Genomic DNA, 25,063 nt, shown 5'->3' with positions numbered 1-25,063 from the left:
CCCTAGGCAGGTGCGCAAGAAGCGCGCTGTACTGAAGCATTTCACTGGAGAGCTGCAGTGACTGGGGGCCGCACACCGGGCCGCCGCTCACCCCGCGCCCTCATCCCAGGGGCCGTGAGCCTCGCCGCCGCTCAGGTCATCCCGGCTAGCCTCACCGCGTCAGGCCGCCCCGCGCTCGCGCTCGCCTGCTACACCACCCGGCATACCGTCACGCTGACCGTGCTGCCTGCCGGGGTGTGTTGGGCCCTCAGCGCCCCCCCAGCGCTGCCAAACGCACGGGACGAACTCGAGGGCCTCACGCTCGCCCGCCTGGGTGGGGCCCGCTTCACCGTTGAGCATGACGGCAGGCGGCAGGTGCTCGACGTGCCTGCCGTGCGCGTGTTGCGTGAACTCGTTGAGGCCCTGGGCCTGTATGACGGGCAGCCGGTGAACCTGGGAGCCGCGTCATGACCCGCCCCACCTTGAGCGCTGTACATGTTGAGCGGGCCCGCGTGACCCTGCACACCTCGGGGCCCCGCCCTCTCACCCTGCCCCGCCCTGTTACGTTCACCCGCCGCGCCCAGGTGGGCGGGCCTGACGTGCTCACCGCGCATACCCTGCCCCCACTCGCCCCACATACCGTGGCGTTTCACGTCGAGCCGGACACCCGCGCGGGTCAGGCGGTGCTCACGGGCCTGGGCTGGGCAGGCCCCTACCCAGCCCCTCAGGGTGAGCACCTCGCGGGGTACACGCACGGCCAGCCGCTTAGCGCGGGTGAGGCCCTGCAGCTCGCGGCCCGGCCTGACTTCCCTGAGGTGTGGGCCATTGTCCCCAGCCCTGACGGGCAGGGCCTCGCACTCATGTGGGGGAATGACTGCACCCTGGGCGAGCTGCAGCGGGCCTCAGACTGGAACGCCCAGCACCTCGCCGCCTTGCACCCCCAGCGGGGCCGCGCGTGACGGGGGCCGCCATGATGAACCTCGGGCCGCGCGAGCTGCTCGCGCACATGCTCGACGCCCTCGCGGGTGAGCTGACCGGCCCCGGTGCTGGGCATATCAGCGCGGCCCGTGAACACGCCCGGCTCGCCCTGCAGGCCCCCACCGCTGCCGCGCAGCTTGAACACCTCGCCCACGCTGCGCACGCCCTCACGCTCGCCCATGAGGCCCGCCCCCGGCCCAGCACGAAACCCCGCCCGGTGCTCACAGTACAGGCTGTCACGCCCATCGGCACCGGGGCGGTGCTCGAGTTGCTGCACGCCCTGCCCGTGACTCTCAGCCGCCATGAACCGCTGCACCTGCAGCCGGGGGGCCCCTACGGCTGGGCGTGGCTCTACGCCCGCACCGGCACCTCTGAGGCCCAGGGGTACGCCCTGCCCCCGCACCTCATCACCGCCGCCGCTGCCCCGCTGGGGTTTGATCTTGCCCAGCTCGCCGCCCTTCTCACTAGCTTTGAGGGGCAGTCATGACCGAACACACCCAGCATGACCCGCTCACCCACACCATCACCGCCCAGGTGCAACACCTTCACGCCCGCCTGCAGGCCCTCGACATGCTTACCCCCCGGCAGCGGTGCCCACTCTCAGCGGGCCTCAGGCCAGCCGCACCGCGTCAGCTGGGGGCGTGGTACAGGCGCTCAACTCAGCCCAGCGGGGCTCAGTGCTCGCTCACTACAAAGACACTCTGCTTTATGGAGGCATGATCGCCGCAGAGGTGCACCGAATCGAGCCGCGCCCCGTGCCTGCGTTCTGCGTGGTTAGCGTGTGGGCGGCAGAGTTCAGGCGTGAAGTTCTGCAGGCCACTACCGCTGAGGTTCTCGACGCTCTCGACGGTGACCCTCAGGCTGCCGTGCATATCTTGCAGCAACTCGACGCCCGCGAGCGCGGGGCTGTCATAGGGGCTTGCACTGGCCTACAGGGGGCAAGCTGGGCCGTCAGTGACGCTGCCGCCACCTTTGAGGGCCTGACTCTGCACTTCATGAGCCGCCCAGATGCTCGCACATCTCGACACCTCCGGCCCCCCCAGCGCAGCCCAGGCGTAAAGACAATGAACAGCGGTGCGCTTTGAATATAGGCGCACCGCTGTTCATTTGATAGGATGCGTGTGTCAAAATTCAATAATGATCAAACTCTCTATTAAACTCTCAGGGATACACCATGTTTAACTTTGATATCAGCAAATTTCGCGGCAGGCGCACCAAGCGAAATAGCTTTACGAGCATTGACTGCTTTCGCTCCATTAATCTCGTCTTTCATAAGTGAGATCATGATCAAATTTAAACTATGAATGGTCAAACGCTCTCTTGTGCTCCATCGCCCCAAATCCGCGACGTCAGGTTTCCAGAATTGAGGTATTGCTGCCGCACCAGTCATACGAAATGAAATAGCAGATCCATGAACTGCTTTAGATAAAGTTGCGTATTCCGATTTTATAGTCGGAATACCAACGAGAGAATCATCAATCCCCCGAATTAAAGGATGTGCTTCAAAATACACCATCATCTCAGAAAAACCAATTTTATGTTTATCAATATGTGACAGCTCGAGTTCTACTGGATGATCTTTATAATATAAGCACTTCAGCGTATTCTCCATCAAACTGCGTAATGACTTTAAAGCAAGACGCCAGGATCCAACTCGAGCCAGCACATGAGACATCAAGGCATCATTATGGGCTTCGACGAAATACGCGAAGCTGCCTGAAGAGATTTTACTCTCAAGGACAGTTTGCCATCCCTGTAACGATGTTATTCTTTTATAGCTCTCTAAATAAATTGGAGATTGCGCCGAAAGTGCGCCAAATGAAATAGGCAAATCATTAAACCAAGTAGCATCAAAAGCAAGAAAATTTGCTTCCACCTCTGCTGCAAAGATCGTCATCTATTCTTCTCAGGCAACAGTAGCCGTAACGCTCTATCAAGTGCTTCGGAAGTCCGTGACCCTTTTTGGTCAATGTTCACTCTTAGCTTTTCTATTGCATCCGGGTTTTCATCCAAATATCGTAACAGTTTACCGAGTATATCTCTTGAGGCGTCACGTGGACGGACCTCTATGGGATATTTGTTTTCACTTATTAGCTGAATCCACTGTTTCTTGTCAACTTTAGATAGCATAGCCAGAGAATGAAGATTGATAGACAAATCAGGAGCAACATATTGTTCCTGACGAGTCAATTCAATTGGCATAGTGTCAGAAACCTCAACGCTAGGTGAGGACTTAAGAATCCGAGCCAAAATCATCAACGAATCTGCTAACTCGTGAGTTTTCATATTCCCAGCTTTCCTCTTAATTCAAGAGAAACAGCTTCGAATTCAGCTATGGCAGTTGCATCACTCGAATCATAGATTGATCTACTTTTAGATGCCGACTCACTAACCGCAACTCTTTCGGATATTTGATTAGTTAATATATCACCACCAAAAGTAGCCCTCAGAGAAGCCACGGTTTCTTCACGATGTTGAGCAGGGCGACCAACCCTAGATATGACTATTCCTGCTAAATCTATATTTAACTGAGCATCGTCTTTGAACTCTGCTATACGACCCAGAAGCAATCCCACTCCAAGTCCTGACAGGTAGTCAGGCGACACTGGAACCACATACTTGGAACACAGAACTAGAGCATTTTGAGTAGGTATAGTAAGGTTTGGTGGACAATCACAAACAATTACATCGTAATTATCCTCTATTTCTCTTACGGCTTTCTGTATTTTAAATTCCCTTGCCGTAGCGCCAGACATTTCTAAATCCATTGTAAACAGGTCAAGGTGCGATGGGATCAAATCAACAAGTGGAAACACGGACTTCATAACTACTTCAGAAGCAATCTTGCTTCTACCCTGTGCCGAGGCGAGCTTTCGAAGTCCAAATAGGTCAGCTACCGTTCCTTTGTTGGTGGCATGATTCTGCCAAGTCGCTACATCTATGCACGAAAGAGTGGCATTAGTTTGAGGATCAAGATCTATTAGCAGAGTCCGCAAACCATTTATTCCGCAATATGCAGCAAAATTCACAGAAATCGCCGTCTTTCCTACCCCACCCTTTAAGTTGACTACCGCTACAGCTACCGCCATTCTTACCTCCTAAAACAAGCTCAACAATAAAACGTAACAACATTCCCAGCAAGCCAATTCTTCGATACTCTTAAAATTTCTTGTAACTCTCGATTGATATTAGCCGCCATACAGGCTGCCGCGGTTGAGAGGGCTATCAGGCTTGCTATCTCGTCAAACTCGCCAGAGGCTGTTCAGCGGCGTGTGAGACGCCGAAAAGTGAAAACATGCTAAACAGCAAAATCCAACAATGGACCCTCGTACTCAGCACGATCTTACACGCAGACAGGATCCCCGCGGTCATGTACCAGTCGAACCTAGGACGTTCTCAATAGATTGCTTTCATGCCGAACACCACTGGGCCGAGTTTCTCAAAGAACCCCGGCAGTGCCCGCGTACAGCTGGCCCTCTGTTCAGCGGCTCGAGAGAAGGGCACGCGTCACCCAGTTACCGCGCGTGCCCAGCAACTCGCCTAGTGTCACCCCGCCATGGGGCTGTCCGTAAGCGTCCAACAGGTGCCGCCGTGAGCGCAGACACCACACCTTGAACCCGCCCAGGTCAGCCCCCAGGCAGCACACCACCCCCTCAGCGTGCAGCACCCTCAAGGCTCGCCGCACGCTCGACAGGTGCGCGGCAGTGCCGCCATGCGGAAAGACGGCCCCGCAGATTTCCGGGGTACTCAGCTTCACCGGGCCGCCCAGCGCCCCCAGTACACCCCGCATGACTCGCCCGCGTCCTCTGCTCATCCCTCTAAGTGTGCCGCTAAACGTTCTGCATGGTGGCGAGCTGCACAACACTTAGCCCCCCAGCGCGGCCTACGCTTCACCGCTGGGACTTCTCAAAAAACCCTGGCAGGGCCCGTGCACAGCTCGCCCGGAATACGTAGGCTGCCCGCGCCACGGTGTAGGGGGAGCGGGGCCGGTACCACCCCAGTCGGTCGGGGGCGTACTTGCGCGAGCCGTCCACCGCGCCCGCCCAGTCGAGGCACTTATGCCTCTGCTGTGACTCATCCGTGAGGCCTAGGCACGCCCGGCAACCGGTCACATGCTGCTCCGCATCTAGGCGGCCCGCTGCCCCCCAGGTGCTCGCGTACACCGCCCCGCATGGCCGCGAGCACCTGGGGCACACCACCCAGAACCGCACCCCCACCCCGCCGCGCCCGGTGCGCGAGGTGCTCAGGGTCAGGCGCACCGTACCCGGCCTCGGCAGGGCGGTACTCGATGGCAGCACCCGCACACGGGCCGCGCTGGGAGTCCAGTCGAATACCAGCACCCCCGCGAGTTGCTCAGGGTTCACCGGCTGGGGGTGCAGCTCGCCCGCGCGGGCCGTGTGCTCACGCACCGCCTGGGCCAGCATCTCGACGCGCACCACACTGCAACGGTGAACCGGCACGCGCGTAAAGTACACCCGCCCAGTGCCCTGCCGCTCCCAGCGCTGCACACACGGAGGCCCCTCGCCCCGCTGCACCTTGAGAGTGAACGGGTCGCCTTTTCTCTGGTAGTTTCTGCCCGCTGCCATGCCTCAGGGTACGGCCCCGCAGAACGCCTGGACGATGCTACTCACACCCAGCGCAACACCCGCGCCCCGTTTGGGATCTATCACCGCCCCCAAGTCGCGCGGGGCCTGCAGGGGTGCCGGGTCAAACATACCCAGCGAGGCCTAGGCTCAGACCAGAGCGAGACCCCCACCACCTGCCGCACGCGGGGCAGCAAACGAGGAACGTTTGCCCCCGTTCTGGGGGAAACCTGGGCACCCTGCAGGCCAGCACCGCCCCACCTGCCCTCCAGCGCAGCCCCAAACTGCAGGAAACGCCCCCCAGAACGGCGGCAAACGTTCCCGGTCCCGCATGAAACACGCCCCCGTGAATCACGCCCGCCCTGCACCCGCTGGGCACCGGCCAGCACGGCAGAAACCTGCCGCGAGGGTGGGGCCCACCTGTTGACACTGGCGGATTCTCCCGGCCCTCAGTGTTCACCGCCGCGCCGGTCGCGTTTCAAACGCGCTCGCGGTTTCCCAGGTTTGAAACCCAGAAAATACCCCCCAGCAGTGACGCCAGGGGGCTGCATGGGCCGCGCTGGGCGTCAGAGCTCGCCCTGGGCGTCGAGCACACCCCGCAGCGGGCCGGGTGAATCCTTCCCCTCTGCCTCGCGCCGCAGCGCTTCCAGGTCATGCAGGGCCCGGTAGAGCACGCGCTCGAGGTGTGCCTCATACCGCGTGACCTTCTCGAGCACCTGGGTGGGCGGCACCTCTGCGAGTGCGAGCGCGTCACCTGCAGCCGCCAGGGCTTCACGCTGGGCGGCCCTGATCGCCTCTGCTTTCATCCGCTCGCGCTGGGCGAGACTGCCCAGAATGCGCGGGGCCATATCCCTCCACCGCTCACAGGCAAACTGTAAGAGGCCCGGCACCTCATCCGGTTCATACACCCACTCGCCCCCCTCGACACTGAGGGCCTCGCCGCGTTTGGGTGGGCGGCCCATCATGGCCCGCACCATGTCCCCCGCGCGGGCCCCGCTGCTCTGCAACAGTTCCGCGAGTGCCGCGCCCAGATGGTCGGCAGTGTTCACGTCGAGCCCCTCAGCGCGGCCCCCTGCCCCCCAGCCGTCGAGCGTCAGGGCGTAGGCGTCATGCCGGGCCGCGCCGCGTTCCGCGAGGTCTGGGGCCGCCCGGTGGGCCGCTGGGGTTTCGTGGGTCAGCCTTGAGAGAGCGTCATACGCCCGCGTGACCTGGGCGGCTGGGCCGTACTCATCCCCCGTGTGAATGTCCTGCAGGGCTTTGCGCCGCTGAGCGCTTACCTGGGCCGCCTCATACCGCGCCACCCGCTCGAGCCGCCACAGTGCCAGCGCGGCCCTATCCGATAGGCATTCCTGTAGGTACCCCCGCGCCCCGCTCGATGAGCGCACCGCCTGAACGTGCCCCAGGTAAGCGGCCCGCTCATGGGGCGGCACCTGCTCAGAGGTCATGCCGTGCGTCTGGGCGTTCAGGGCCCGCGCGTCCCCCTCTGGAGGCAGCACCTCGCCCACCTGGGCCGGGGTTTGTTCTGTACTTTCACCCTTCATGCTCGCCCCCTGACGCGGGCCCTTCCAGAATGGCGAGGGCACGCCGTAACTGCTGTTCTGAGTGACTGAGGGCTGCCCGCTGTAGGGCCTCACGCCGCGCTGAGGTGCGGGCGTAGTGGGGGGCAAGGGCGAGCCGCGCCCCGCGCGGCAGGCGTTTCCAGATCAACGGGTCTACTGCTGCAGGCTGCCGCACCCTCACGGCTGCCCCCAGTGCGGCCCCGCCCTCAGGCGATTTACAGCGGCCCGCGCTGCCGTGAGCCCCTGGGGCGTCAGGGTGCCGCGTTCGTCGAGTGCGCCCAGGCCCGCCGCCGTCACCCGCGCCGTGTTCTGCTGGCGTTTCAATGGGGCGGCCCGCCTGAGGTGCTTGCGCAGGCCCTCAACACTCTGCCCTTCTAAGGTCTGGGCGTACACGTCGAGCACAGCCCAGGTGACGCCGTTCATTCGTCCGGTCATTTGGTAGACTCCCTGTGATTTTGGGGAAACCCACTGAGCCCCCCGCCCTCAACGGCGGGGGGTGACGATTTCAGAATTGCCAGAACGCCCGCAGGGAGGCCCGCACCGCGTTTACCTGGGCCGCGCTCAGCGTCACCATGCGGTTACTGAGCCGCGTAGCGCTCACGAAACGCATTTGATTCAGCATCACCCACCGCGGCCCCTGTCCCCAGTTGAGCGGGTGAAACCAGTCCCCTTCACGGGGCCGCGTGGTGAGGGGTGCCACGATGCACCCGGCGGGGCCCAGCTTGCGGAGCACGATGACGGGCCGCCTGAACTGTGCGCCTTTGCCGGTGATCTCGACGCCCACTCCCACGCCCAGCGAGCACCACCAGACTTCACCGGCCCGGAATAGGGGCAGGCCCTCACGTTCACTGAGCCGTTTCTTTTCTGCGTTCCAGGCGTCGAGGTCAGGGCCCGTCATGCGCCTCCCCCGCGCGGCATGTCCGTATCAGGGTGAGCCGTGACCCCGGAGCGCAGCGCCCAGCGCGGAAACGGCTCTGTCATGCACCGGGCCGCCTCATGTATTACCACTGGCGGCCCCGAGTGCCGCGCCCAGGCGTCAAACGCGCCGCGTCCGTGCGAGCACACGCCCATAAAGCGGCCCTCACTTGGGGCGAGGGTGAACGCCCTGCAGGTGCCGCAGTGCCCCGCCATGTGAGCCCTCGCCTCGATGCTGGGCCGCCCAGGGGGGCGGGGCGTGGGGGCCTGAGGCGGTGCCGGGGGGCAAGAGGTAGGGCGGTGCCGCACTGGGGGCACACTGGGCAGCGGCGCAGCCGTGAGCGGCGCAGGCGGCACCGCTGGGGCCGCGCCGGGGGTGGGCTGGGGTGCCGCTGGGGCCTGAGCCTCCTGCAGGGCCCGCAGCCGGTCGAGGGCCGGTGAACTGAAGGTCACGCCTCACCCCCCGCCCCGCTCACGTCGAGGGCCTGCAGCGCGTCCGGGTGTATCCGCAGGGTTTCCAGGGGCCGCCCACCTTTGGGCCCCGGCTCGCCCCGCTCGACACGCACCGCGCCGCAGGCCTGCAGCACCCCCAGCGCGGCCCGCAGCCGTTCACCAGTAAGGGCAGCGCGACTGTCGGCCAGCACGCGCCGCACCTCGCCCAGCTTTTGACCGTCGAGCACCCGGCCCCGCTCGATGAGCTGCAGCACCTCGCGGGCGTCAAGCACGTCACGCCGCCGCCCTTCACCCCAGAGCTTTTCAATGTGGGCCGCGAGGTACTCACACCACGCCTGAGCCTGCAGCGCGGCCACCTCACCCACCTGGGCCGGGTGGGGGTGTGTCTGGGGCCCGCCTGCCGCTGCCACGCCCAGCGCATGAAACACCGCAGCGAGCTGGGCAAACGTGCGCGGCTGTTTCCCCAGGTGCGCACGGTACGCCTCGCCCCGGTTCAGGTCGCGGGCCTGGGCCGCGTTCTGCACTTCCCAGGCGTCGTACACCGCCTGGGCCTCTGGGGTGTAAGTCAGAGGTGCGCCCTCAGTGCCGAGCACGTCGAGGGTGAGCCCCGGCAGAGCGTCAAGTACCGCCGCCGCCTCATCCCGCACCGCTTGAGGAATAGTTTCCCGCTGGGCTGCCTGATTGAACGGGGGAAACGTATCCGGCCAGATGAACACCTGAAACCGCTGCAGCAAGCCGTCCCCCGCGCCCTGCAGCTCGCCCAGCATGACCGCGAGCGGGCCCGGTTGAATGGTGCCGATGACGCCCGCGCACGCCCTAGGGATGTACAGCGTCCCCCGGCTCATGCGGTCTACCGTCACTGACCCGGTGCCGTTCCAAAACTCAAGCCACGCGGCCCGGTCAGCCTCGCGGCCCGCCTTGTCAAACGTTCTGAGCCAGCCGGTGAGTTCATCCTTGACCAGCGTGACCCCGTCCGGGTTCTGGGCCATGATCTCGCCCAGCTTTTCAACCGTCGAGTCGTTCACCACGTACCGCGCTGGAATGAGGGCCACCTCTGCCGCCTGCACCGCTTCACGGGCCGCGCTGAGTTCCTCATCCGTGGGCATGGTGGGGGCGTTCTGCCCGCCTTTGCCCTGGGCGGCATGTTTCACCCTGAGGGCGAGGGCGTCACGGTGGGCCGTGACTTTCTCGCGGTGGGCGTCCAGTTCGCCCCGCTGGGCGTCGAGCGCCTCAAACGCGAAGCGCTGCAGACGGTTCAGGGCCGCCGCCCCCAGGTTCAGGGCGTGGCTTTTCTTGATGCTGGGCGGCCCACAGATCGCCCCCCAGAGGTTCGCGGGCACCGCTGGGGCGTTGCGGGCGTTCCTGAGGGTGAGCCGGTGCCCGATGAGCCCACCGGCCCCCACGATGACGGGGGCGGCCACCATCTCGAGCGGCAGACCTGCCGCCCGCGCTTCAGCCTGTATCCACCGGGCGAGCGGGGCGGGCAACAGTTCCGGGGGCAGGCAGGGCACCGGGGCCGCGAGGTCAGGCAGGGGCCCCACCTCGCCCCAGTCAAGCGCGGGCAGGTCCAGGGCTGGGGTGCCAGGTCTGACCCCGGCAGCGCGGCCCCGTTCCGGTTCCGGCAAGCCTAGGTGCCGCGCGGCAGCCTTCACCACCTCGCGCACCTGCTCAGGGGGGGCCGCGTACAGGTTCACGCCATGCTCTAAGAGCCCCCACACGCTAAAGGCGTCACGCGGCAGGCCGTCCCCCAACGGGTCAGCCGCGTGCCAGCTCATCACCACCTCAGCGCCGCGCGGGGTGCGTTCTGGGCGCAGCCTGACGCCTGCTTGCCCCGTCGAGCTGCCGGGGTATACCCAGGGGCCGCGCTGGGGGCCTGTATACCCTGCAGCGCCCAGAACCTCGGCAAGTGAGCGCGAGGCGTTGAACGTGTCTACCACCCCGCCGCCGTGCTCGCCCGCCGCGCTACCCAGGCGGGCGAGGTCACGCGCTGCCGGTTCTGAGGCCTGGGCAGGGGCCCAGGGGCAGGCGGCGCGCATGACGGGCTCAAGGGCCGCCCAGCGTTCCCAGAGGCTCAGCAGTACGTCCGGTAGGGCGGGCAGGTCATCGAGGGACGCAGGCACTGGGCCCACCCAGGCGTAAGGCTCGCCCGTTTCTGGGTGAATACTGGGCGGCATCACGTCCTGACACCCCGGCCCGCCCCTCAGTTCAAAGATGGTCACGGGCCGCACCCGACCCCCAGGGCCTTTCTTGCCGCTGGGGTCAGGCCAGCTCAGCGCCCGCCGTTTCAGGCTCAGGCCGTCCGGCACGCGGTACACGGGTTTCTCGCCTTTCTTACCCCGCACCCGGTACGGGTTGCCGTTCAGGAGCGCCTGCAGGTCAGCGCCCACCGCCGCGAGGGCGAGCACGGCCCCGTCATGGTCAATGTCGAGGGTTGCCGTCTGCGCCTCACTGTGCAGGAGTCCGACACCCGCCCCAGGGTGCCGCGTGAGGTACGCGCGGGCCTGTTCCGGGGTAGTAATCCACTGGGCGGGGTCCTTATCCCAGCCTTCCGCGCGGGGGCCTTTCGTGCCTGCAGGAACGGGCACGAGCACCGCCCAGCGGGCGAGCGCCTCACCCTGGGCAACGCGGGCCGCCGTGGGGGCCGCCATGACGTGAGCGCCGGTCATGAGCGCCCCCCGCTGGGGGTGGTGGTGTGCCGGGAGTAGAACACCCGCCCCCCGGAAACTCCCCGGCCTACTCCGCACGCACCCAGCGCGGCCCGCGTGAGGTTTTCACGACTGAGCGCGCCTTTCTGCGCGTGGAGCGCCTGGGTGGGCGAGTGGTGGCGAGTAGCGGGATAGGTTTCGGGGGGAAACTGGGGGGGTTTTGAAAATCCAAAACCTCTACTGTTTTTTGCCGTCCCAGCCGAATAGGAGAGTAGACGGTGGGGTTTCAGGGGTTTCTGAGGGTTGTTTTTAACGGGTGCACGTTGCGACGCACCCCCCGTCAACCGTTCCGTTATGCTACCGGTGTAGTGCCCGCCCGCCTGCAGCCCCGCCGCCCAGCGGGGCACTTTCATTTGCGCCCCTGAGTGTCGGGGGTCACGGTGCGCGAGTCGCGCCAGCGCTGCAGGGCCTCGCGGGGGATGCGGTACACGGGCCGGGTGCCGCTGCCGTAATTCTCTGCCTGCAGGCTTCCGGCCTTGATCTCGCGCCGCACGGTGTCCGGGGTAATCCTGAGAAGCTGGGCCACCTCTGCCACGTCAAGCACGGGCAGGGTGTCGAGTTCTTGCAGGGTGTAGGTCTGTTTCAGTTTCCGGGCAGTGCTGGGGGTGCGGGGGATGTGCCCGCTGGGGGTGTTGCTCAAGGTCATATGTGCGCCTCGCGGTGTACCGCAGGCGTGCCCGGTGTCATGGTGCGTGTTCGGGCCGCGCTGGGCGTGTTGCTGGGCAGGTGCGTGGCACGGCTGGGCGTGCGCGTCGAAACCCTGCCCCGGTGCTCAGCGCCTCACGGTGTACGCGAGGGCGAGCGCTGGGCAGCAACTACAGCGCGGGAGGTGCGAGGGGGGCGGCTGGGGGTTTTGGCCTTGCAAGTGAACGGCACGGGCGCGGGGCTCGACGGGGACGGTGACTGCGCCCCAGCTTGCATGCCTCGCGGTACGCAGCCCGTGCCATACAGAGGAACAGCGCCAGCGCGTGCCCGACGGTCTGCCCGCGTAGTTTCCTGAACGCCGCGAGTATCTGGGCGAGGGTTTCACGGTAGTACACCGCGAGCGAGCGAAGGCGTTTGTTCACATCCCGCCGCATGGCTGGGGCATTGCCGCTCGCGTCAAGCAATCGCACCATGTTCCCCGCCCAGACGCGCGGGCCCCCTGCCCGCATTACTTCACGGTGGTACTTATCTGCAAAGCCCTTGAGCTTGGGGTACTTCCAGCCGTGCTTATTACTCCAGTTCCAACCCTCGCCACGCAAGGCAAGCAAGGCAAGCATGCGAGTCTCGCGCTTGTGATTCGCCGTACCGCGCCACCTGGGGGAACTGGCCCGCACACGGCTCACGGTGTATGGCCCGAGCTGCTCGACGTAGCCGCCCATAGCGTTCAGGGCGGGGGGAAAGTCAACCGGTGCGGGCAACTTAGCCAAGTCTGCGGCAGAGCCCCATATGCCCCGTGCGTGCATCAGGCGGGAACGGAACGCCACAGGCTCAACAACCCATGTACTTAGACCCTGACGCGCCCAGGGGCTTGCCTTCCACATGCCCCATTTCAGCGGAACCGGGCGCGGCTTCCCTACCCGCCTGTATTCCCAGCCTTGAACGTATACCCGGTGGAACTTCTGTGATCTGCTCCCCCAGTCGTGAAAGGCGGGCGCTCTATTGACGCTCTCCCGCTGCACAAGTAGGGGCTTAGATGGGTGAGCCCGCTGAGCGCTGCCCAGGAACGCCCAGAGGCCTGCCTGATATACCCCAGCCCCCTTCATCACTGCGTTGGCGTGCGCGAGGGTGCGCCACTCGCTCACGCTGAGGGTCAGACCGCCTTCATGGACGGTGCCCTCGTCCAAGGTGCAGAACTTCATGGGCTCTATGGTGATGGTTCTAGGCACGCCGCCCCAGCCGCCCCGCTCTACACGGGTGGGAATGTCAGCAAAGCCGCGCACCTGTACCCAGTGGGGCTGGGGGCTCGTCCCAGGCTCAGGGGCCGTGAACTGCAGGCCCCGCCGTGCGGCCAGGAACGCCCAGAGGCCCAGGCGGTACACCCCAGCCCCGCACATGACAGCCCGCCTGTAATGACGGGCTCGCCACGCCTCGGGGTGCAGGGTCAGCGAGCCGTCAGGGGCCACTGTGCCGTCTAATGCGGGCGGCCATACACAAACCACTGCCAGAGTTTGCCTAAGGCGCAACGCCTCGGCCCTATGTACTTGTCCTAAATAATGCTCACCCCAAAAAGCTAGCCCACTACCGCGCACCGCCACCCGGTACCCGCCCACGTTCATACGTGAGGGGCTCGATAGGAGGCGGGGTGCGCTCATGCCCTAAATGGTACGCCATGCGCGGGCCGGGTGAGGTGAAGTAGGGTGGAGCTGTCAAACGCTTTGCAAACGCCCCCCACAGAATCACCCCTACCCCACCTGCCCCAGCCAGAATGCATAGAGGCCAGAAATCCGCGCTCAGCGCAGCCCCAGCTCCGCACTACTCAGAACCGCCTCCCCCGTCGAACACCCGCGCATTGTGCTTTTAATCAGCGGGTTGTAGGTTCAAGTCCTACACGTCCCACCAGGAAAGACCTCGCCCCAGGCGGGGTTTTCTTCTTTTTCCTTCACTGCTGATTGCTCCAGTCACACCCCTAGGACCACCCCAATAGCGTTTTTCCAGGCTGAGCTGACTTCTCTTCTGACAACGGACTGCTTTCCACTCTGGGCAACAAGATCAGGTAAGAGCAGACGGCCAAAGACTAGAAAGATGGACAGGCATTTCTCCCTGTCCAGATGCTTTGAACTGCTGATGGTGTCACGCCTATGGCGTTGGTCTTCCCCATTGCACTTGCAGAAGACTTTTCATCTCACCACTCAGGCCAGCGCCGCCTGATTGATGGGGGTGGCGGCTGCGGTCAGGGTCAGGTCCGCATCCTTTTCTTCCTGTTCGCTGGTGCGGAGTACCTCAGCGTGATGGGGAAGCTGCAGGACTTCCGCATACCGCACCACCGTGCCGTAGCCGGCGATTTCATAATGTTCAACCCGCTGCGCACAAGCAATCAGACCGGCATCCTTGACGGCAGGGATCGCGTCTTGTTTGATCATCTCATCGCCTTCAGCAATCAAACCCTGCATGGCCTTGCAGGTGTGGCCCCCAGGATCAAGGTTCAGCTCCTTGAAGAGCCCCTCCAGCCGCTGAGCCTGCACGCGCGTCTGGTCCAGGTGCCGTTCAAAGCCTGTTTGAAGCTGAATGTCCGTGGCTGCCGCCGCCATCTTGGGCAGCGCCGCCAGGAGCTGGGTCTCGGCAGAGTACAGGTCGCGGAGCTGCTCAACGTACAGGTCTTTCAGCGTCTTTAGCGTTGTCATGTCATGCACTGTGGGTGAGCGGCATCGCCCATGCCCGCCAGTCGAGTGAACCGGTCTTCATCTGGTCTGTGTATAGGGCAGAAAGACTCTCTAGCACCCATTCACCGTTTCGGTATGCCTCAGGATTTCTTCTTGCTGCCGTCCATAGCCGCGCCTATGCCAGCTCCTAGCGCCGTACCAAGCGCGACACCAATCCCAATATTGCCGAGTGCCGTCCCGACCGCCACGCCCAGAGCCACGCCGATGCCAAGACTCAACGGGAGCTTCGTTTTTGGTCTCATGCCACGAGATACGACAGCAGCTGAAGGACCGTTCCCCAGTGACCCACACAGCCGCGGGAGGCTCACCTGCCATGACCAAGTGTCGTCTCTGAATCTGCTGGGCGTCTACGGGGCCTGGACCCTCCCTTGCCTCGCACCACTCCCACCTCAACTCAGGGCCGAGCCATGCCCAGCCGTGCTGAACGTGGGAGCCGGAACCGGAGCGTATACTCCCGCGCATGACGGGTGCCCCTGCTCCACTAAACGCCCGCGCCCTGCTCCTGGCGCTGCTTATCACAGGCATCTGGGGCGTGAACTTCATCGTGATCAAGTGGAGCGTCGCCGATGCCCCGCCTCTATTGGTGGCGGCCCTGCGGTTTCTGGTGGCGGCGCTGCCTGCGGTGTTCTTTGTGCCGAGGCCGCGCCTGCCCGCCCGCCTGCTGTGGGGCTACGGGCTGGCCGTGGGTGTGGTGCAGTTCGGCCTGCTGTACCTGGCCATTCAGCTGGGCATGAGCGCTGGACTTGGTTCTCTGCTGATGCAGATGCAGGCCTTCTTCACTGCGCTTCTGGCCGCGCGCTTGCTGGGCGAACGCGTGCAGCCGTGGCAGGTGCTGGGCATCACCCTGGCGTTCAGCGGTATGGGCGTTATCGGGGCGCTGTCCGGCGGGGACCTCACAGCGCTCAGCCTGCTGCTCACCCTGCTGGCCGCGCTCGGGTGGGCGGTGAGCAACCTGCTGGTCCGGGCCTCGGGCGGCGCGAACATGTTCTCGCTTGTGGTCTGGAGCGCCCTGATTCCGCCGGTACCGCTGGCCCTGCTGGCCGGGCTCACGAACGGCTGGGACGCCGTGGCACGCACCCTCACCCACAGCAGCGCCGGGTTCTGGGCCGCTGTGCTGTTTATGGGCCTGGGCAACACCGTCCTGGGCTTTGGGGTGTGGGCCGCGCTCATCCAGCAGCACGGCGCGGCCCGCGTGGCTCCCCTGTCACTCCTGGTGCCAGTGTTTGGTCTTCTCGCCAGCGCCCTGGCGTACCACGAGGCCTTTCCGCCCGGCAAAGTCCTGGGGGCCGCGCTGGTCTTTGCGGGCCTGGTCCTGCATGTGTTTGGCGGACAATGGTGGCGGCGCGCATAGGCTCTCCAGGCCCATATCCAGCGTCAGCCGCAGCCACAGAGCGCCGGGCGCGCACAGGCGCTGCCCTGGAAGAGCCAGCAATCTGTGAGCAAAGGCAGATACGACTGACCGTTCCCTACCCATAGCCGAAATCTGAGGGCCTTCCTGCCTGCACGATTGGCTTACGCTGCCTGGCCGACGCCGAAGGCGAGGGTCCTCAGGCATTCTTCTGTCGGTGGCTGTAGTTCAGCCGGAAGAACGCTCGCTTGTAGAGCGAGAGGTCACGGGTTCAATCCCCGTCGGTCACCCCAATTCATAGCGCCTTAGCTCAATTGGGAGAGCACCAGATTTTGGATATGTTGGTTCCACGTTTGAATCGTGGAGGCGCTGCTTCTATCTCAGGATGTCGTACAGCCTGGAAGCAGGCTTGCCTTGAGAGCAAACGGTTGCATCCCTCAAATCCTGCCACAACCCTTTATGTCATGCCGCTGTGATAGGGCCTTCCCCATACTCAGACCATCCAAATCAGCAGTGCCCGCCCGAGTGAAGGCGGTTCCTTGCCCCGCCCCCGTGCGGGGCTTTTTGTGTCTAGTGCCGCTCATGTGTGCGGTGACTCGCATGGACACCATGGGCAGCGCTTGAGGAGGCGCCCGTGACACCCGCCCTGCCACCACTTCACGCAACACTGGTGTCACCCTCAAATCGGGTCCTGGAGACTTTACGCGGCTGTCATGTCCCCTCTGCACCCAGTCAGGAGACTCAATCATGATCCGTGGTTGGTGGTTGGCACCGCTCCTCTGGGGTGCGTTCAGAACGAAGATCCTCCGGTTTCCAACAGCCGGCTGGACCCCAACCGATGAGCGTGACGGTGTCGGCCCCCTAACGCGCCGGGAGTACTGGATTGATCTGGCTGCGCCGCAGCGCTCTGGCCCAGAGGTCCTTCAACTCATGCTCCAGCAGTTGCCGTCCCTGACACCGCCGGCGCTGGCGTGGTTCCGCCGGGTGCGCCGCACAGAGGGACCGACCGAAGTGGGCGACCAATTCAAGATTTTGATGCTGGGCAGCCGGCGCGCACGGGTGGAGGTGGCCTTTCTTGGGCCGGACCACTTTCGTCTGCGCACTCTTAAACAGCATTCGGAATCCGGCTGGACAGAGTTTCGCTGCTCGGCACTGTCCACGGAGGGCTACCGGCTGAGCATCCTGTCCCAGGTGAGGGCCAGCAGTTGGTTGGACCGGCTCGGTTACCTCTTGGGCATCGGCATCCTTCAGCGCCTGACATGGGAGGCGGCCCTGCGGCGTGCCGTACAACTGAGTGGAGGGCGCAAAGTGGGACATGGCACCACAACCTTAGAATGGGGCCGTAGGCGGCCACTGTCCTGCCCAGCCGGTCACTCCACCAATGGGTTGACGCCCTTTGAACACCCACCCTCTACGCTATAGGCACCCGAACAACACACCCCGCCCGAGTGAAGGCGGAGAGGGCCGCCCCATCGCTGTGTGGGGCTTTTTTATGGCCCTCTCCTAAAGCGGAGCCCAATGTGGCCAAAGATCGTCACTTTCAACAGCTCTGGGACGAAACAAACAAGACGGAGGCAGCATTGAGGGCTGCCGCTGTACAGCTCAACTTGCACACAGAGAAGAGCGCGGCGAAGTCATCATTTGCTCGCGCAGCACATTCAACTCGGGGGTAAAGAACGTGAGGTTATACCCCGTTGTGTCGAGCAGTTCAGCCAAGCGTTCGGTCACCGCGTCCCAGGCGGCGCCGGGCGTTTCGCCGTTTTGACACCGCATTCGGAAATCAAGTTCGGCCAGGTATTTGGCCATGGCCCAGAGGGTGCTTTCGTGCAGATACATGCCACGACACTATCCAGGGGTGGATGACGGCAGAATGACGCGCTCAGCGCTCACCCCAGGCAAGAAACACCTGCAGGACAGACGTTGCCGCCCCCCTTAAGCGTGGGGCGTCCTGCCCCTGTGCTGGACTTGCTCAACCCCCTGCTCGAAGGCCTCAGCCCAGGGGCCGGGATACGGCACAGGGTCGGAGTCTTCCCTTGCCTGGTCGTCCATCCTGCCCCAGTGGAAGACCAGCGTCATAGGCCGCTCGTGCGTGATGACCTCCAGCCAGACTTCCCAACCATCCTGCTTGAGCTGTTGCAGGGCCTGACGCTGCTCGGTGGTCAGTTCGTCTTCCCAGGTGTCCTGAAGGGCCAGCGCCTCGGACATGACTCTGAGTTCCTCAATCATTCCTCACCCTACCCCAGGCGGTGGATGCTGTCCCAGGTAATGCAGTTCCAGAGCGCCTGTTGCTCTCACAGCTTTGGTCTGCAAGGGTGACCCACGCTGCTACTCAGTTTCGCAAGTTCGCCCGCCTCAGGCGGCTTGCGGAGCCTTAAAACTCACTGCGATGACCTTTTGCGCTGTCAGAGAGACATGAGGGCTTCACAAATGCAGCATTGGCACCTCTAAAGAGCAATGAAAGCCCCCGCCTAATGTAAGACGGGGGGCTTTGTCTGGCTCGGCAGGTTGGGGTCGAACCAACGACCGTCCGATTAACAGTCGGATGCTCTGCCACTGAGCTACTGCCGAATATTTGGCCGTTTCTGGCGCGAGAGGGATAGTAGCACGCACCCTGCAGGGGTGCAAGCCCCGCCCTGCACGCACCCTCAGGCCTGCGCCCCGCCCGGCATGATGGTCTCGGGCGTGACCCCCAGCCGGGCCAGCGCGGCCGGCCAGCGGCCACTCGCTGGCACGTCCCACAGCAGGTCCGGCGAGTCCTGTTCCACCCAGACCCAGGCGCCTTCGCGCGCCTCCTGGGCAAGCTGGCCAGGTGACCAGCCGGCGTAGCCCAGCACCAGCATGTAGCGCTGCCCCGCCGCCATTACCGCCTGCAAGACCTCCAGGCTGCTCGACACGTTGAGGCCCGGCAACAGCCGCATCTCGCCGTCTATGCCCACGGCTTCCGGGTATAAACACCAACCCAGTGTCGGGTCCACCGGGCCGCCCAGCCAGGCGGGATCATCCTGGCCCGGCGTCTCTGTCAGCAGCTCAGACACACTCTGAGACATGGGCTGATTGACAATCAGGCCCATTGCGCCCTTCTGGTCGTGCTCTAGCAGCAGGATAACGGTGCCCTCGAACACCCCACCGCGCAGGTGGGGGCTGGCCACAAGAAACATAACGGGGCTGCTCATGGGCCTACAGGATAAGGCGCGCCGCCAGCGGGAACAGGGCAAGGGCTTACGGGAGACGGTTAGTAGGTGATGGTCCGGGTCGTGGTGACGGTTTTCCCAGCGGAACGAGTCACCCGCTTCACCCAGTTGCCTTTTGCATCGTAACTAAATTCTGCAACCCTAACCTCAGCGCCCGCCTCGCTGTCTAAGCGCACAACGTTGCCCCGGCTATCCAGAGAAACCTTCACTTCTGACTCAGGCGGCCCGCTCTCAATCAGCCGCCCAGCCGAGTCTCGCTGGATGGGGATGCCTACTCTGGCTGCTGTCAGCTGGCCCGAAGCCCTGTAAACAAACTGGGTAAGTTGAGTCTTCACGGTCTTGCCCAGAGCAGGCTGAAACGTCTCAAAGTCCACCGGCCCGTCGTACATCTGAACAGTAGACTCAATGGACCGAATTTCTTTCTTGTCGCCAAACTGCACCGTTGCCACCGTGCGGTGCGCGCCCGGCATGTTCATGGTTTCCACCACCCCACGCTGGGAATAGGCGCAAGTCACTGACAGCTGCCTAGCAGCCAGCAAGCCGTCCACAATCAGAAGCCCGGAATAGCTGCTCAGGCGACCCTGAGAATCAAAGGCAAGAGAAACGGCTGTCGGCCCTTTTTTTTCCTGGGCGTTAGCACGGGCCTGGGCCATCTCGCCGGCAAGAGGAAGAGAAACCGGTCCTGAATCCGCGAAACCGACCCAACCTCGACTTTGTGTTGCACTGACCGGGAAAAACGCCAAGAGGTTAAAGAAACGGTCTTTATCCGGATAAGCCGTCAAATAGACCAGTTCAGAGAGGCGCCCCTTTTGCAAGGCGGCCTGAACCACAGTGTTGTCTTTCGCGCCGCTAACCAGAAAGCGTTGATTGACCTGCTTAGGAGCGCCGCGTAGAAATTGAAAAAGGCTGTCTTGAGACAGAGGATTATCGTAACAATACGCCGCCTGTGCGCCCGAAAGCAGGCTCAAGAGTGTCACGGATAAGAGACGTTTCATCACGCTTACAGCATAGAGAAACCCACTACTCCAGAACACGAAAAACCCCCGCCAGCACGGGCGGGGGTCAGAACTTCATTGTGCTTAGGCGCGGGCTTCGGTGCGGCGGCTCTTGCGCTTGGGGGCCGCGTCGGGCACCGGCAGAGCCTGGCCATCACGCGGGGTCTCCAGGGCCTTCAGGCCGCCCACCAGGGCCACGTCCAGCACCTGATCCACGGTGTCGCAGGGGTGGAAGCTCATCGAACTGCGCAGGTGCAGCGGGATATCGCGCAGATCGCCTTCGTTCGCCTTGGGCAGGATGATGTGCTTGATGCCAGCGCGGCGGGCACCCAGCACCTTTTCCTTCAGGCCGCCGATGGGCAGGTAACGGCCGGTCAGGGTCATCTCGCCGGTCATGGCCACATCGTGGCGGGCGGAAATACCGGTAATGGCGCTGATCAGGCTGACGGCCATCGCGCCGCCTGCACTGGGGCCTTCCTTGGGAATGGCGCCGGCTGGCACGTGAACGTGAATCTCGCTGTCGTCAATGCGCGCCTTGTCAATGTGGAAGCGTTCGGCGTTCGCCTTGATGTAGGTCAGGGCCGCGCGGGCACTTTCCTTCATCACATCGCCCAGCTGGCCGGTCAGGACCAAGCCCTTGCCGGGGCTGGTGCTGGTTTCCACGAACAGGATGTCGCCGCCCACCGGGGTGTAGAACATGCCGGTGCTCACGCCCACCATGTCTTCCTTGCCTTCAGTTTCGGGGATGTGCCGGGCCTGGCCCAGGTAACGGTCCAGTTCCTTGTCGGTCACCTTGACGCGCTTGACCTCGCCAGTAGCGATGCGGCGAGCGACCTTGCGGGCCACCGTGCCAATCTCGCGTTCCAAGTTGCGCACGCCGGCCTCGCGGGTGTAATGCGAGATCAGCTTTTCCAGGGCGCTGTCGGTGAAGGCAATCTGGTTGGCTTTCAGGCCGTTGGCGATGAGCTGACGCGGCAGCAGGTAGCGCTTGGCGATTTCCAGCTTTTCCTGCTCGATGTAGCTGGAGAAGTCGATGACTTCCATGCGGTCCATCAGGGCCGGGGGAATCTGCTCGGGGTAGTTGGCCGTGGCAATGAACATGGCCTCGCTCAGATCAAACGGCACGCCCAGGTAGTGGTCGGTAAAGTGCTGGTTCTGCGCGGGGTCCAGCACTTCCAGTAGCGCCGCCGAGGGGTCGCCCTGATAGCTGCTGCCCAGCTTGTCCACCTCGTCCAGCAGAATCACGGGGTTCTTGGTGCCTGCGCTGCGGATGCCCTGAATCAGGCGGCCGGGCATGGCGCCGATATAGGTGCGGCGGTGACCGCGAATGTCCGACTCGTCGCGCGCGCCGCCCAGGGCAATGCGCACGTACTTACGGCCCAGCGCCTTGGCGATGCTCTGCGCAATACTGGTCTTCCCAACGCCGGGAGGGCCCGTAAAGACCAGAATCGGTCCCTTGTTCACGTCTTCGGCGCTCAGTTCACCGCGCTCGGCGCGTTCCTTGCGCAGGCGGCGCACGGCCAGGAACTCCAGCACGCGGTCCTTGACCTTTTCCAGGCCGTAGTGGTCGTCATCCAGAATCTGCGAGGCCTGGCCCACATCCAACTGGTCATCGCTGCGGGTGTTCCAAGGCAGCTCGGTCACCCAGGTCAGGTAGGTGCGGATAACGCTGGCTTCGGCGGCGTCGGGGTGCATGCGGGCCAGGCGGTTGACCTCGCGGTCCAGGTCCTTGCGCACCTCGGGCTTCAGCTCCAGGGCGTCCAGCTTGACGCGGAAGGCTTCAGCTTCGTCGCCTTCTTCGCCGTCCTCACCGCCCTGTAATTCCTTCTGAATAACCTTCATCTGCTCGCGCAGGTAGTATTCGCGCTGGTTCTTGTCGATCTCTTCTTTGACCTGCGCGCGAATCTTGGCCTGCACCGCCTGCACTTCCTGCTCGGTGTCCAGCAGCGTCAGCAGCTTGCGCACGCGGCCCGTCAGGCCGGCCTGTTCCAGCAGCGCCTGCTTGTCTTCCAGCTTGAAGTCGAGGTTGAAAGCGATGTGATCGGCCATCTCGCCGATGTCGTCCTTGGCCTGGATGGTCTGCACATTCTCGGCGCTGATCTTGCCGTTCTGGGCGATGGTGTCAAAGCGCTCGCGCAGTTCGCGGCTCAGGGCCTGCAACTCGACGGGGTTGTCGGTTTCGGCATTCAGGGGGGTGATGTCAGCCGTCAGGTAATCGCCGCGCCGGTAGTTGCTGGCCTGCACGCGGGCCACCGCCGACACCAGCATCTGCACCGTGCCATCGGGGTTCTTGCGCACGCGCAGCACGTTGCAGGCGGTGCCCACGTCGTAGAGGTCGGCGCCCTTGGGATCATCCACATCCTTGTCCTTCTGGGACACGATCAGGATCACCTTTTCGCCGGCCATGGCGGCCTCAATGGCGCCAATAGACAGCGAACGGCTGGCGTCAATGTGTTGCACCATGGTCGGGTAAATCACGCTGCCGCGAACCGGGCAGACGGGGACATTCTGGGGAAGGGGGGTGGGCATGGTCGGAACTCCTTTGGCCCGGGTGGGTCGTGACGAGAGCGGGTTCCTGAAAATTCAAGACCAGGAAACTTGAGTGCAAGTATATCAAGTTTAACGGGTGGGGACAAGTGCGGCGGCGCCTGGGCGCGGACCTAACAAAACTCGTTCTCCACGACAAAAGCCTATCGCTCAGCACCTGACATAACCCTCACGCGAAGCTGACGCAGCCTTGAACAATTGCTGGGCAGACCTGCCAGACTGGGCGGCATGCCCCGCATGGTGTTTCGTCTCCGCCTTCCCCATGGCTCGCCACCGGCCCAGACGCTGTTTCTGACTGGTGACCACCGGGGCTGGAGCAGTGACCCCGAAGGCTGGACATTTACTGCGGCGGGCGAGCTTGCCGCCGACCTGCCTATGGGGGCGCTGACCGGCGTAAAGGTGCGCGCCCGGCACTCTGACGGAACAGTGACAGAAGAGGGAGACGCCTGGGGAGGCCGCGCTCCGGCGCACAAGGTCGTGGTCAGCGGCGAGACCGTGATCCAGCTGGAGGTCGCGGGCTGGCAGGATGCGCGCGCTGGTCAGGGCCGCCCCGCCCGCAGTGCCCCACCGCGCGAGGCCATCACGCTGGCGGCCCCCTGGGGCGACCAGGCCGTGCGGCTGTGGTGGCCAGCCGGGCATGACACTGGCCCCTTACCGCTGCTGATTCTGCATGACGGTCAGAACGTCTTTGACGAGGGGCCGACTTTTGCAGGCGAGAGCTGGGACGCGGCGGGCGCGGCTCAGACCCTCGCCGACGCAGGTCTCCCCTGCCGCGTCGCTGCCTTACCTGTGGGGGATGACCGCAGCCGCCGCTACGTGCCTTCTCCTTTTGAACTGAACGGTTTCGTGTCGGGGGCCGACGAGTACGCCGACTGGCTCAAAGACTTCCTGCTGCCGCAGCTGCTGGTGCGCTTTGGCAGCGTGCCGGCCTCACAGGTGGCTCTGGCCGGCTCTTCTTTTGGGGGGCTGATCACCGCCTACTGCGGGCTGCGCGACCCCAGCACCTACGGCACGCTGGGGGTGTTCAGCCCGGCTGTGTGGCCCGCCGACTTTGCCTTTCTGCGCTGGCAGCAGGGCCACCGCGCCCCCCAGGCCCGCGTGTGGCTGGACATGGGCGACCATGAGGGCAGCAGTCTGGCCAGCGCCGCCGAGACCGTTGCCCTAGCCCAGACGCTGGCCGAGACCCTACGGCCCCAAGTGCAGGAGGTTCAGTTTGTAGTAGGCGGGGGCCACTGGCACGACGAAGCGGCGTGGCGCGCCCGCCTGCCGGGTTTTCTGCACTGGTGGCTGGGCGGCCTTACCCCCGTGAGCCCTTGAACGCCCGCAGCAACGCACCCCGTTCGGCCAGCGCCTGCTGAAACAGGGCCTGCTGAAAGGCTTTGGCGTCGTTCACGCTGCGTCCTCCGGCGACCTCGGGGCGGGCCGGTTTGACGGCCGGCGCCAGACCTCCAAACCGCCGCGCCCGGAACATGCCGGGATGTTCCTCGAACACGGCGGTTACGTTCGCTGGGAGCCGGGCCAGGTGGGCGGCAAACACCTGCTCCTGCGCAAGTTCGACGTGGGCGGCGGCTGGGCCCAGTTCACTCAGCAGCCGGTCCATCAGGGCAAACACAGCCGCGGCATAGGCATCGACCTCGGCGCGGGTAGGCAGGGCGCCCCGGTGAATCACGCGGTTACGAAAGTCGGTGCCCAGCCCGGCTGGCGTCAGGAAATCTGGCTCGCGGCCCTGACGCAGCAGGTAGGACAGGGCGAACATGCCCAGTTGCCGCTCGGACTGGCTGGCCACATGCCGCCAGGTGCCGTCCAGCGCCCCTTGAACGAGGCTGAAGTCGCGGTCGGTGTTCGCCGCCTGTTCCAGTGCGAAAGCCCGGACATAAAACTCGAAAAATCGTTCCAGCGCCGCCGCAAAACTGGCCACGGCCTCGCGGGCGTACCCGTCCATCAGGGCGCGGGTCCCCAGGTCAAACAGCACCTCAAAGCGCTGCTTGCGCAGAAACACACAGGACCGCGCCCCGCACTGCGCGCAGGTCACGTCATGGACGCCGCTTTCCGTAAAGGCCACGCGGTTGGCGTGTCCGCAGGCCGGGCAGGGGGTGGGAAAGTCCATGCGGGGGAGTTTAAGGCGAGAAGGGGGCAGAAAAGGTCAGAGACGAACGTAGACAGTCACGTCGAGGCCTGCTTGCCATCACGAAAACTATGGCCTGTGAAAGAACATCTGGCGGCGCGAATCTCTGGCTTGCCCGCTCTACTCATGCCGCCCAGAGGTGCCGACGCCAACCTGGACCAGTCTGCGTGATTGAGAATGACGACGCAGCCTGGTCACTTGAACGTCTCTGGCTCTTGGGTCCAGCCACCAGCTGTTGTCGCTGCCGATCCTCAGTCTGAAAGGCCAGGCACACAAAAAGACTGATCAGCCAGCGGCCCCATCCCCAGTGCGGACAGCTC

At 63.9% G+C, this 25,063-nt stretch carries 23 protein-coding genes and 3 tRNA genes; 7 read left to right on the top strand and 19 right to left on the bottom strand.

Going from position 1 to position 25,063, the window contains the following annotated elements; translation table 11 throughout:
- Positions 1 to 57: 57 nt before the first annotated feature.
- The 3 genes from K7W42_RS07610 to K7W42_RS07600 are packed head-to-tail and all read left to right on the top strand — an operon-like array spanning position 58 to position 1,444.
- Positions 58 to 450, top strand: coding sequence for a hypothetical protein (locus K7W42_RS07610; RefSeq protein WP_224573595.1), 393 nt, complete (start codon positions 58 to 60; stop codon positions 448 to 450).
- Positions 447 to 938, top strand: coding sequence for a hypothetical protein (locus K7W42_RS07605; RefSeq protein ID WP_224573594.1), 492 nt, complete (start codon positions 447 to 449; stop codon positions 936 to 938). The genes K7W42_RS07610 and K7W42_RS07605 overlap by 4 nt, the downstream gene beginning before the upstream one ends.
- Positions 935 to 1,444 (top strand): hypothetical protein, encoded by a 510-nt coding sequence (locus tag K7W42_RS07600; protein WP_224573593.1) that lies wholly within the window; start codon positions 935 to 937, stop codon positions 1,442 to 1,444. Before K7W42_RS07605 ends, K7W42_RS07600 begins: the two co-directional genes overlap by 4 nt.
- Positions 1,445 to 2,110: 666 nt before the next feature.
- On the opposite strand, the gene K7W42_RS07595 is transcribed toward K7W42_RS07600, so the two are convergent.
- From K7W42_RS07595 to K7W42_RS07540, 12 genes are all read right to left on the bottom strand, one after another.
- The gene (locus tag K7W42_RS07595; RefSeq protein ID WP_224573592.1) at positions 2,111 to 2,854 is read right to left on the bottom strand and encodes a hypothetical protein; all 744 of its coding nucleotides are present in this window, start codon (positions 2,852 to 2,854) and stop codon (positions 2,111 to 2,113) included.
- Positions 2,851 to 3,243 (bottom strand): hypothetical protein, encoded by a 393-nt coding sequence (locus tag K7W42_RS07590; protein ID WP_224573591.1) that lies wholly within the window; start codon positions 3,241 to 3,243, stop codon positions 2,851 to 2,853. Before K7W42_RS07590 ends, K7W42_RS07595 begins: the two co-directional genes overlap by 4 nt.
- Positions 3,240 to 4,046 carry a ParA family protein gene (locus tag K7W42_RS07585; protein ID WP_224573590.1) on the bottom strand — a complete coding sequence of 269 codons (807 nt, stop codon included), beginning with the start codon at positions 4,044 to 4,046 and terminating at the stop codon, positions 3,240 to 3,242. Before K7W42_RS07585 ends, K7W42_RS07590 begins: the two co-directional genes overlap by 4 nt.
- Positions 4,047 to 4,438: 392 nt before the next feature.
- Entirely contained in the window at positions 4,439 to 4,771 is a 333-nt protein-coding gene (locus K7W42_RS07580; RefSeq protein WP_224573589.1) for a hypothetical protein, read from the bottom strand.
- A gap of 76 nt (positions 4,772 to 4,847) precedes the next feature.
- Positions 4,848 to 5,543: a hypothetical protein gene (locus tag K7W42_RS07575; protein ID WP_224573588.1), complete on the bottom strand. Its 696-nt coding sequence runs from the start codon at positions 5,541 to 5,543 to the stop codon at positions 4,848 to 4,850.
- A gap of 563 nt (positions 5,544 to 6,106) precedes the next feature.
- Complete coding sequence (locus K7W42_RS07570; protein ID WP_224573587.1) at positions 6,107 to 7,081, bottom strand: hypothetical protein; 975 nt, start codon at positions 7,079 to 7,081, stop codon at positions 6,107 to 6,109.
- 195 nt (positions 7,082 to 7,276) lie between these two features.
- Positions 7,277 to 7,534, bottom strand: coding sequence for a hypothetical protein (locus K7W42_RS07565; RefSeq protein WP_224573586.1), 258 nt, complete (start codon positions 7,532 to 7,534; stop codon positions 7,277 to 7,279).
- 70 nt (positions 7,535 to 7,604) lie between these two features.
- Complete coding sequence (locus tag K7W42_RS07560) at positions 7,605 to 7,997, bottom strand: type II toxin-antitoxin system PemK/MazF family toxin (RefSeq protein ID WP_224573584.1); 393 nt, start codon at positions 7,995 to 7,997, stop codon at positions 7,605 to 7,607.
- Entirely contained in the window at positions 7,994 to 8,467 is a 474-nt protein-coding gene (locus K7W42_RS07555; protein WP_224573582.1) for a hypothetical protein, read from the bottom strand. The genes K7W42_RS07560 and K7W42_RS07555 overlap by 4 nt, the downstream gene beginning before the upstream one ends.
- Positions 8,464 to 11,133: a DUF3987 domain-containing protein gene (locus tag K7W42_RS07550; RefSeq protein WP_224573580.1), complete on the bottom strand. Its 2,670-nt coding sequence runs from the start codon at positions 11,131 to 11,133 to the stop codon at positions 8,464 to 8,466. Before K7W42_RS07550 ends, K7W42_RS07555 begins: the two co-directional genes overlap by 4 nt.
- Before the next feature lie 388 nt (positions 11,134 to 11,521).
- Entirely contained in the window at positions 11,522 to 11,818 is a 297-nt protein-coding gene (locus tag K7W42_RS07545; RefSeq protein ID WP_224573579.1) for a helix-turn-helix domain-containing protein, read from the bottom strand.
- A 2,188-nt stretch (positions 11,819 to 14,006) separates the two neighbouring features.
- A complete protein-coding gene (locus K7W42_RS07540) occupies positions 14,007 to 14,498 on the bottom strand; it encodes a YciE/YciF ferroxidase family protein (RefSeq protein WP_224573577.1) in 492 nt (163 codons plus the stop codon).
- A gap of 499 nt (positions 14,499 to 14,997) precedes the next feature.
- Here K7W42_RS07540 and K7W42_RS07535 point away from each other — a divergent pair, with 499 nt between their 5' ends.
- From K7W42_RS07535 to K7W42_RS07525, 3 genes are all read left to right on the top strand, one after another.
- Positions 14,998 to 15,888 (top strand): EamA family transporter, encoded by an 891-nt coding sequence (locus K7W42_RS07535; RefSeq protein ID WP_224573575.1) that lies wholly within the window; start codon positions 14,998 to 15,000, stop codon positions 15,886 to 15,888.
- Between the two features lie 214 nt (positions 15,889 to 16,102).
- Positions 16,103 to 16,178 (top strand) — tRNA-Tyr (locus tag K7W42_RS07530).
- Positions 16,179 to 16,184: 6 nt separating this feature from the next.
- A tRNA-Gln gene (locus K7W42_RS07525) sits at positions 16,185 to 16,257 on the top strand.
- Positions 16,258 to 17,487: 1,230 nt separating this feature from the next.
- Here the strand turns inward: K7W42_RS07525 and K7W42_RS07520 are convergent.
- The 6 genes from K7W42_RS07520 to lon form a co-directional block, all read right to left on the bottom strand.
- On the bottom strand, positions 17,488 to 17,691 hold the full coding sequence (locus tag K7W42_RS07520) for a hypothetical protein (protein ID WP_224573573.1): 204 nt from the start codon (positions 17,689 to 17,691) through the stop codon (positions 17,488 to 17,490).
- A gap of 126 nt (positions 17,692 to 17,817) precedes the next feature.
- Positions 17,818 to 18,111: a hypothetical protein gene (locus K7W42_RS07515; protein ID WP_224573571.1), complete on the bottom strand. Its 294-nt coding sequence runs from the start codon at positions 18,109 to 18,111 to the stop codon at positions 17,818 to 17,820.
- 267 nt (positions 18,112 to 18,378) lie between these two features.
- Positions 18,379 to 18,453, bottom strand: a tRNA-Asn gene (locus K7W42_RS07510).
- Positions 18,454 to 18,530: 77 nt separating this feature from the next.
- The gene (locus K7W42_RS07505; protein ID WP_224573569.1) at positions 18,531 to 19,058 is read right to left on the bottom strand and encodes a YqgE/AlgH family protein; all 528 of its coding nucleotides are present in this window, start codon (positions 19,056 to 19,058) and stop codon (positions 18,531 to 18,533) included.
- 59 nt (positions 19,059 to 19,117) lie between these two features.
- Positions 19,118 to 20,074, bottom strand: a complete 957-nt coding sequence (locus K7W42_RS07500; protein WP_224573567.1) for a hypothetical protein — start codon at positions 20,072 to 20,074, stop codon at positions 19,118 to 19,120.
- Positions 20,075 to 20,155: 81 nt separating this feature from the next.
- Positions 20,156 to 22,600, bottom strand: coding sequence for an endopeptidase La (lon, locus tag K7W42_RS07495; RefSeq protein ID WP_224573565.1), 2,445 nt, complete (start codon positions 22,598 to 22,600; stop codon positions 20,156 to 20,158).
- 246 nt (positions 22,601 to 22,846) lie between these two features.
- Between lon and K7W42_RS07490 the strand changes: the two genes are divergently transcribed.
- Positions 22,847 to 23,935, top strand: a complete 1,089-nt coding sequence (locus tag K7W42_RS07490; protein ID WP_224573563.1) for an alpha/beta hydrolase — start codon at positions 22,847 to 22,849, stop codon at positions 23,933 to 23,935.
- Here K7W42_RS07490 and K7W42_RS07485 read toward each other — a convergent pair.
- Positions 23,916 to 24,725: a Lar family restriction alleviation protein gene (locus K7W42_RS07485; protein ID WP_224573561.1), complete on the bottom strand. Its 810-nt coding sequence runs from the start codon at positions 24,723 to 24,725 to the stop codon at positions 23,916 to 23,918. The genes K7W42_RS07490 and K7W42_RS07485 overlap by 20 nt on opposite strands.
- Between the last annotated feature and the right edge of the window lie 338 nt (positions 24,726 to 25,063).

It is taken from the genome of Deinococcus betulae (assembly GCF_020166395.1).
GTDB lineage: Bacteria > Deinococcota > Deinococci > Deinococcales > Deinococcaceae > Deinococcus > Deinococcus betulae.
The sequence above is the reverse complement of the archived record's forward strand: the minus strand, read 5'-3'. Positions and strand labels throughout refer to the sequence as shown.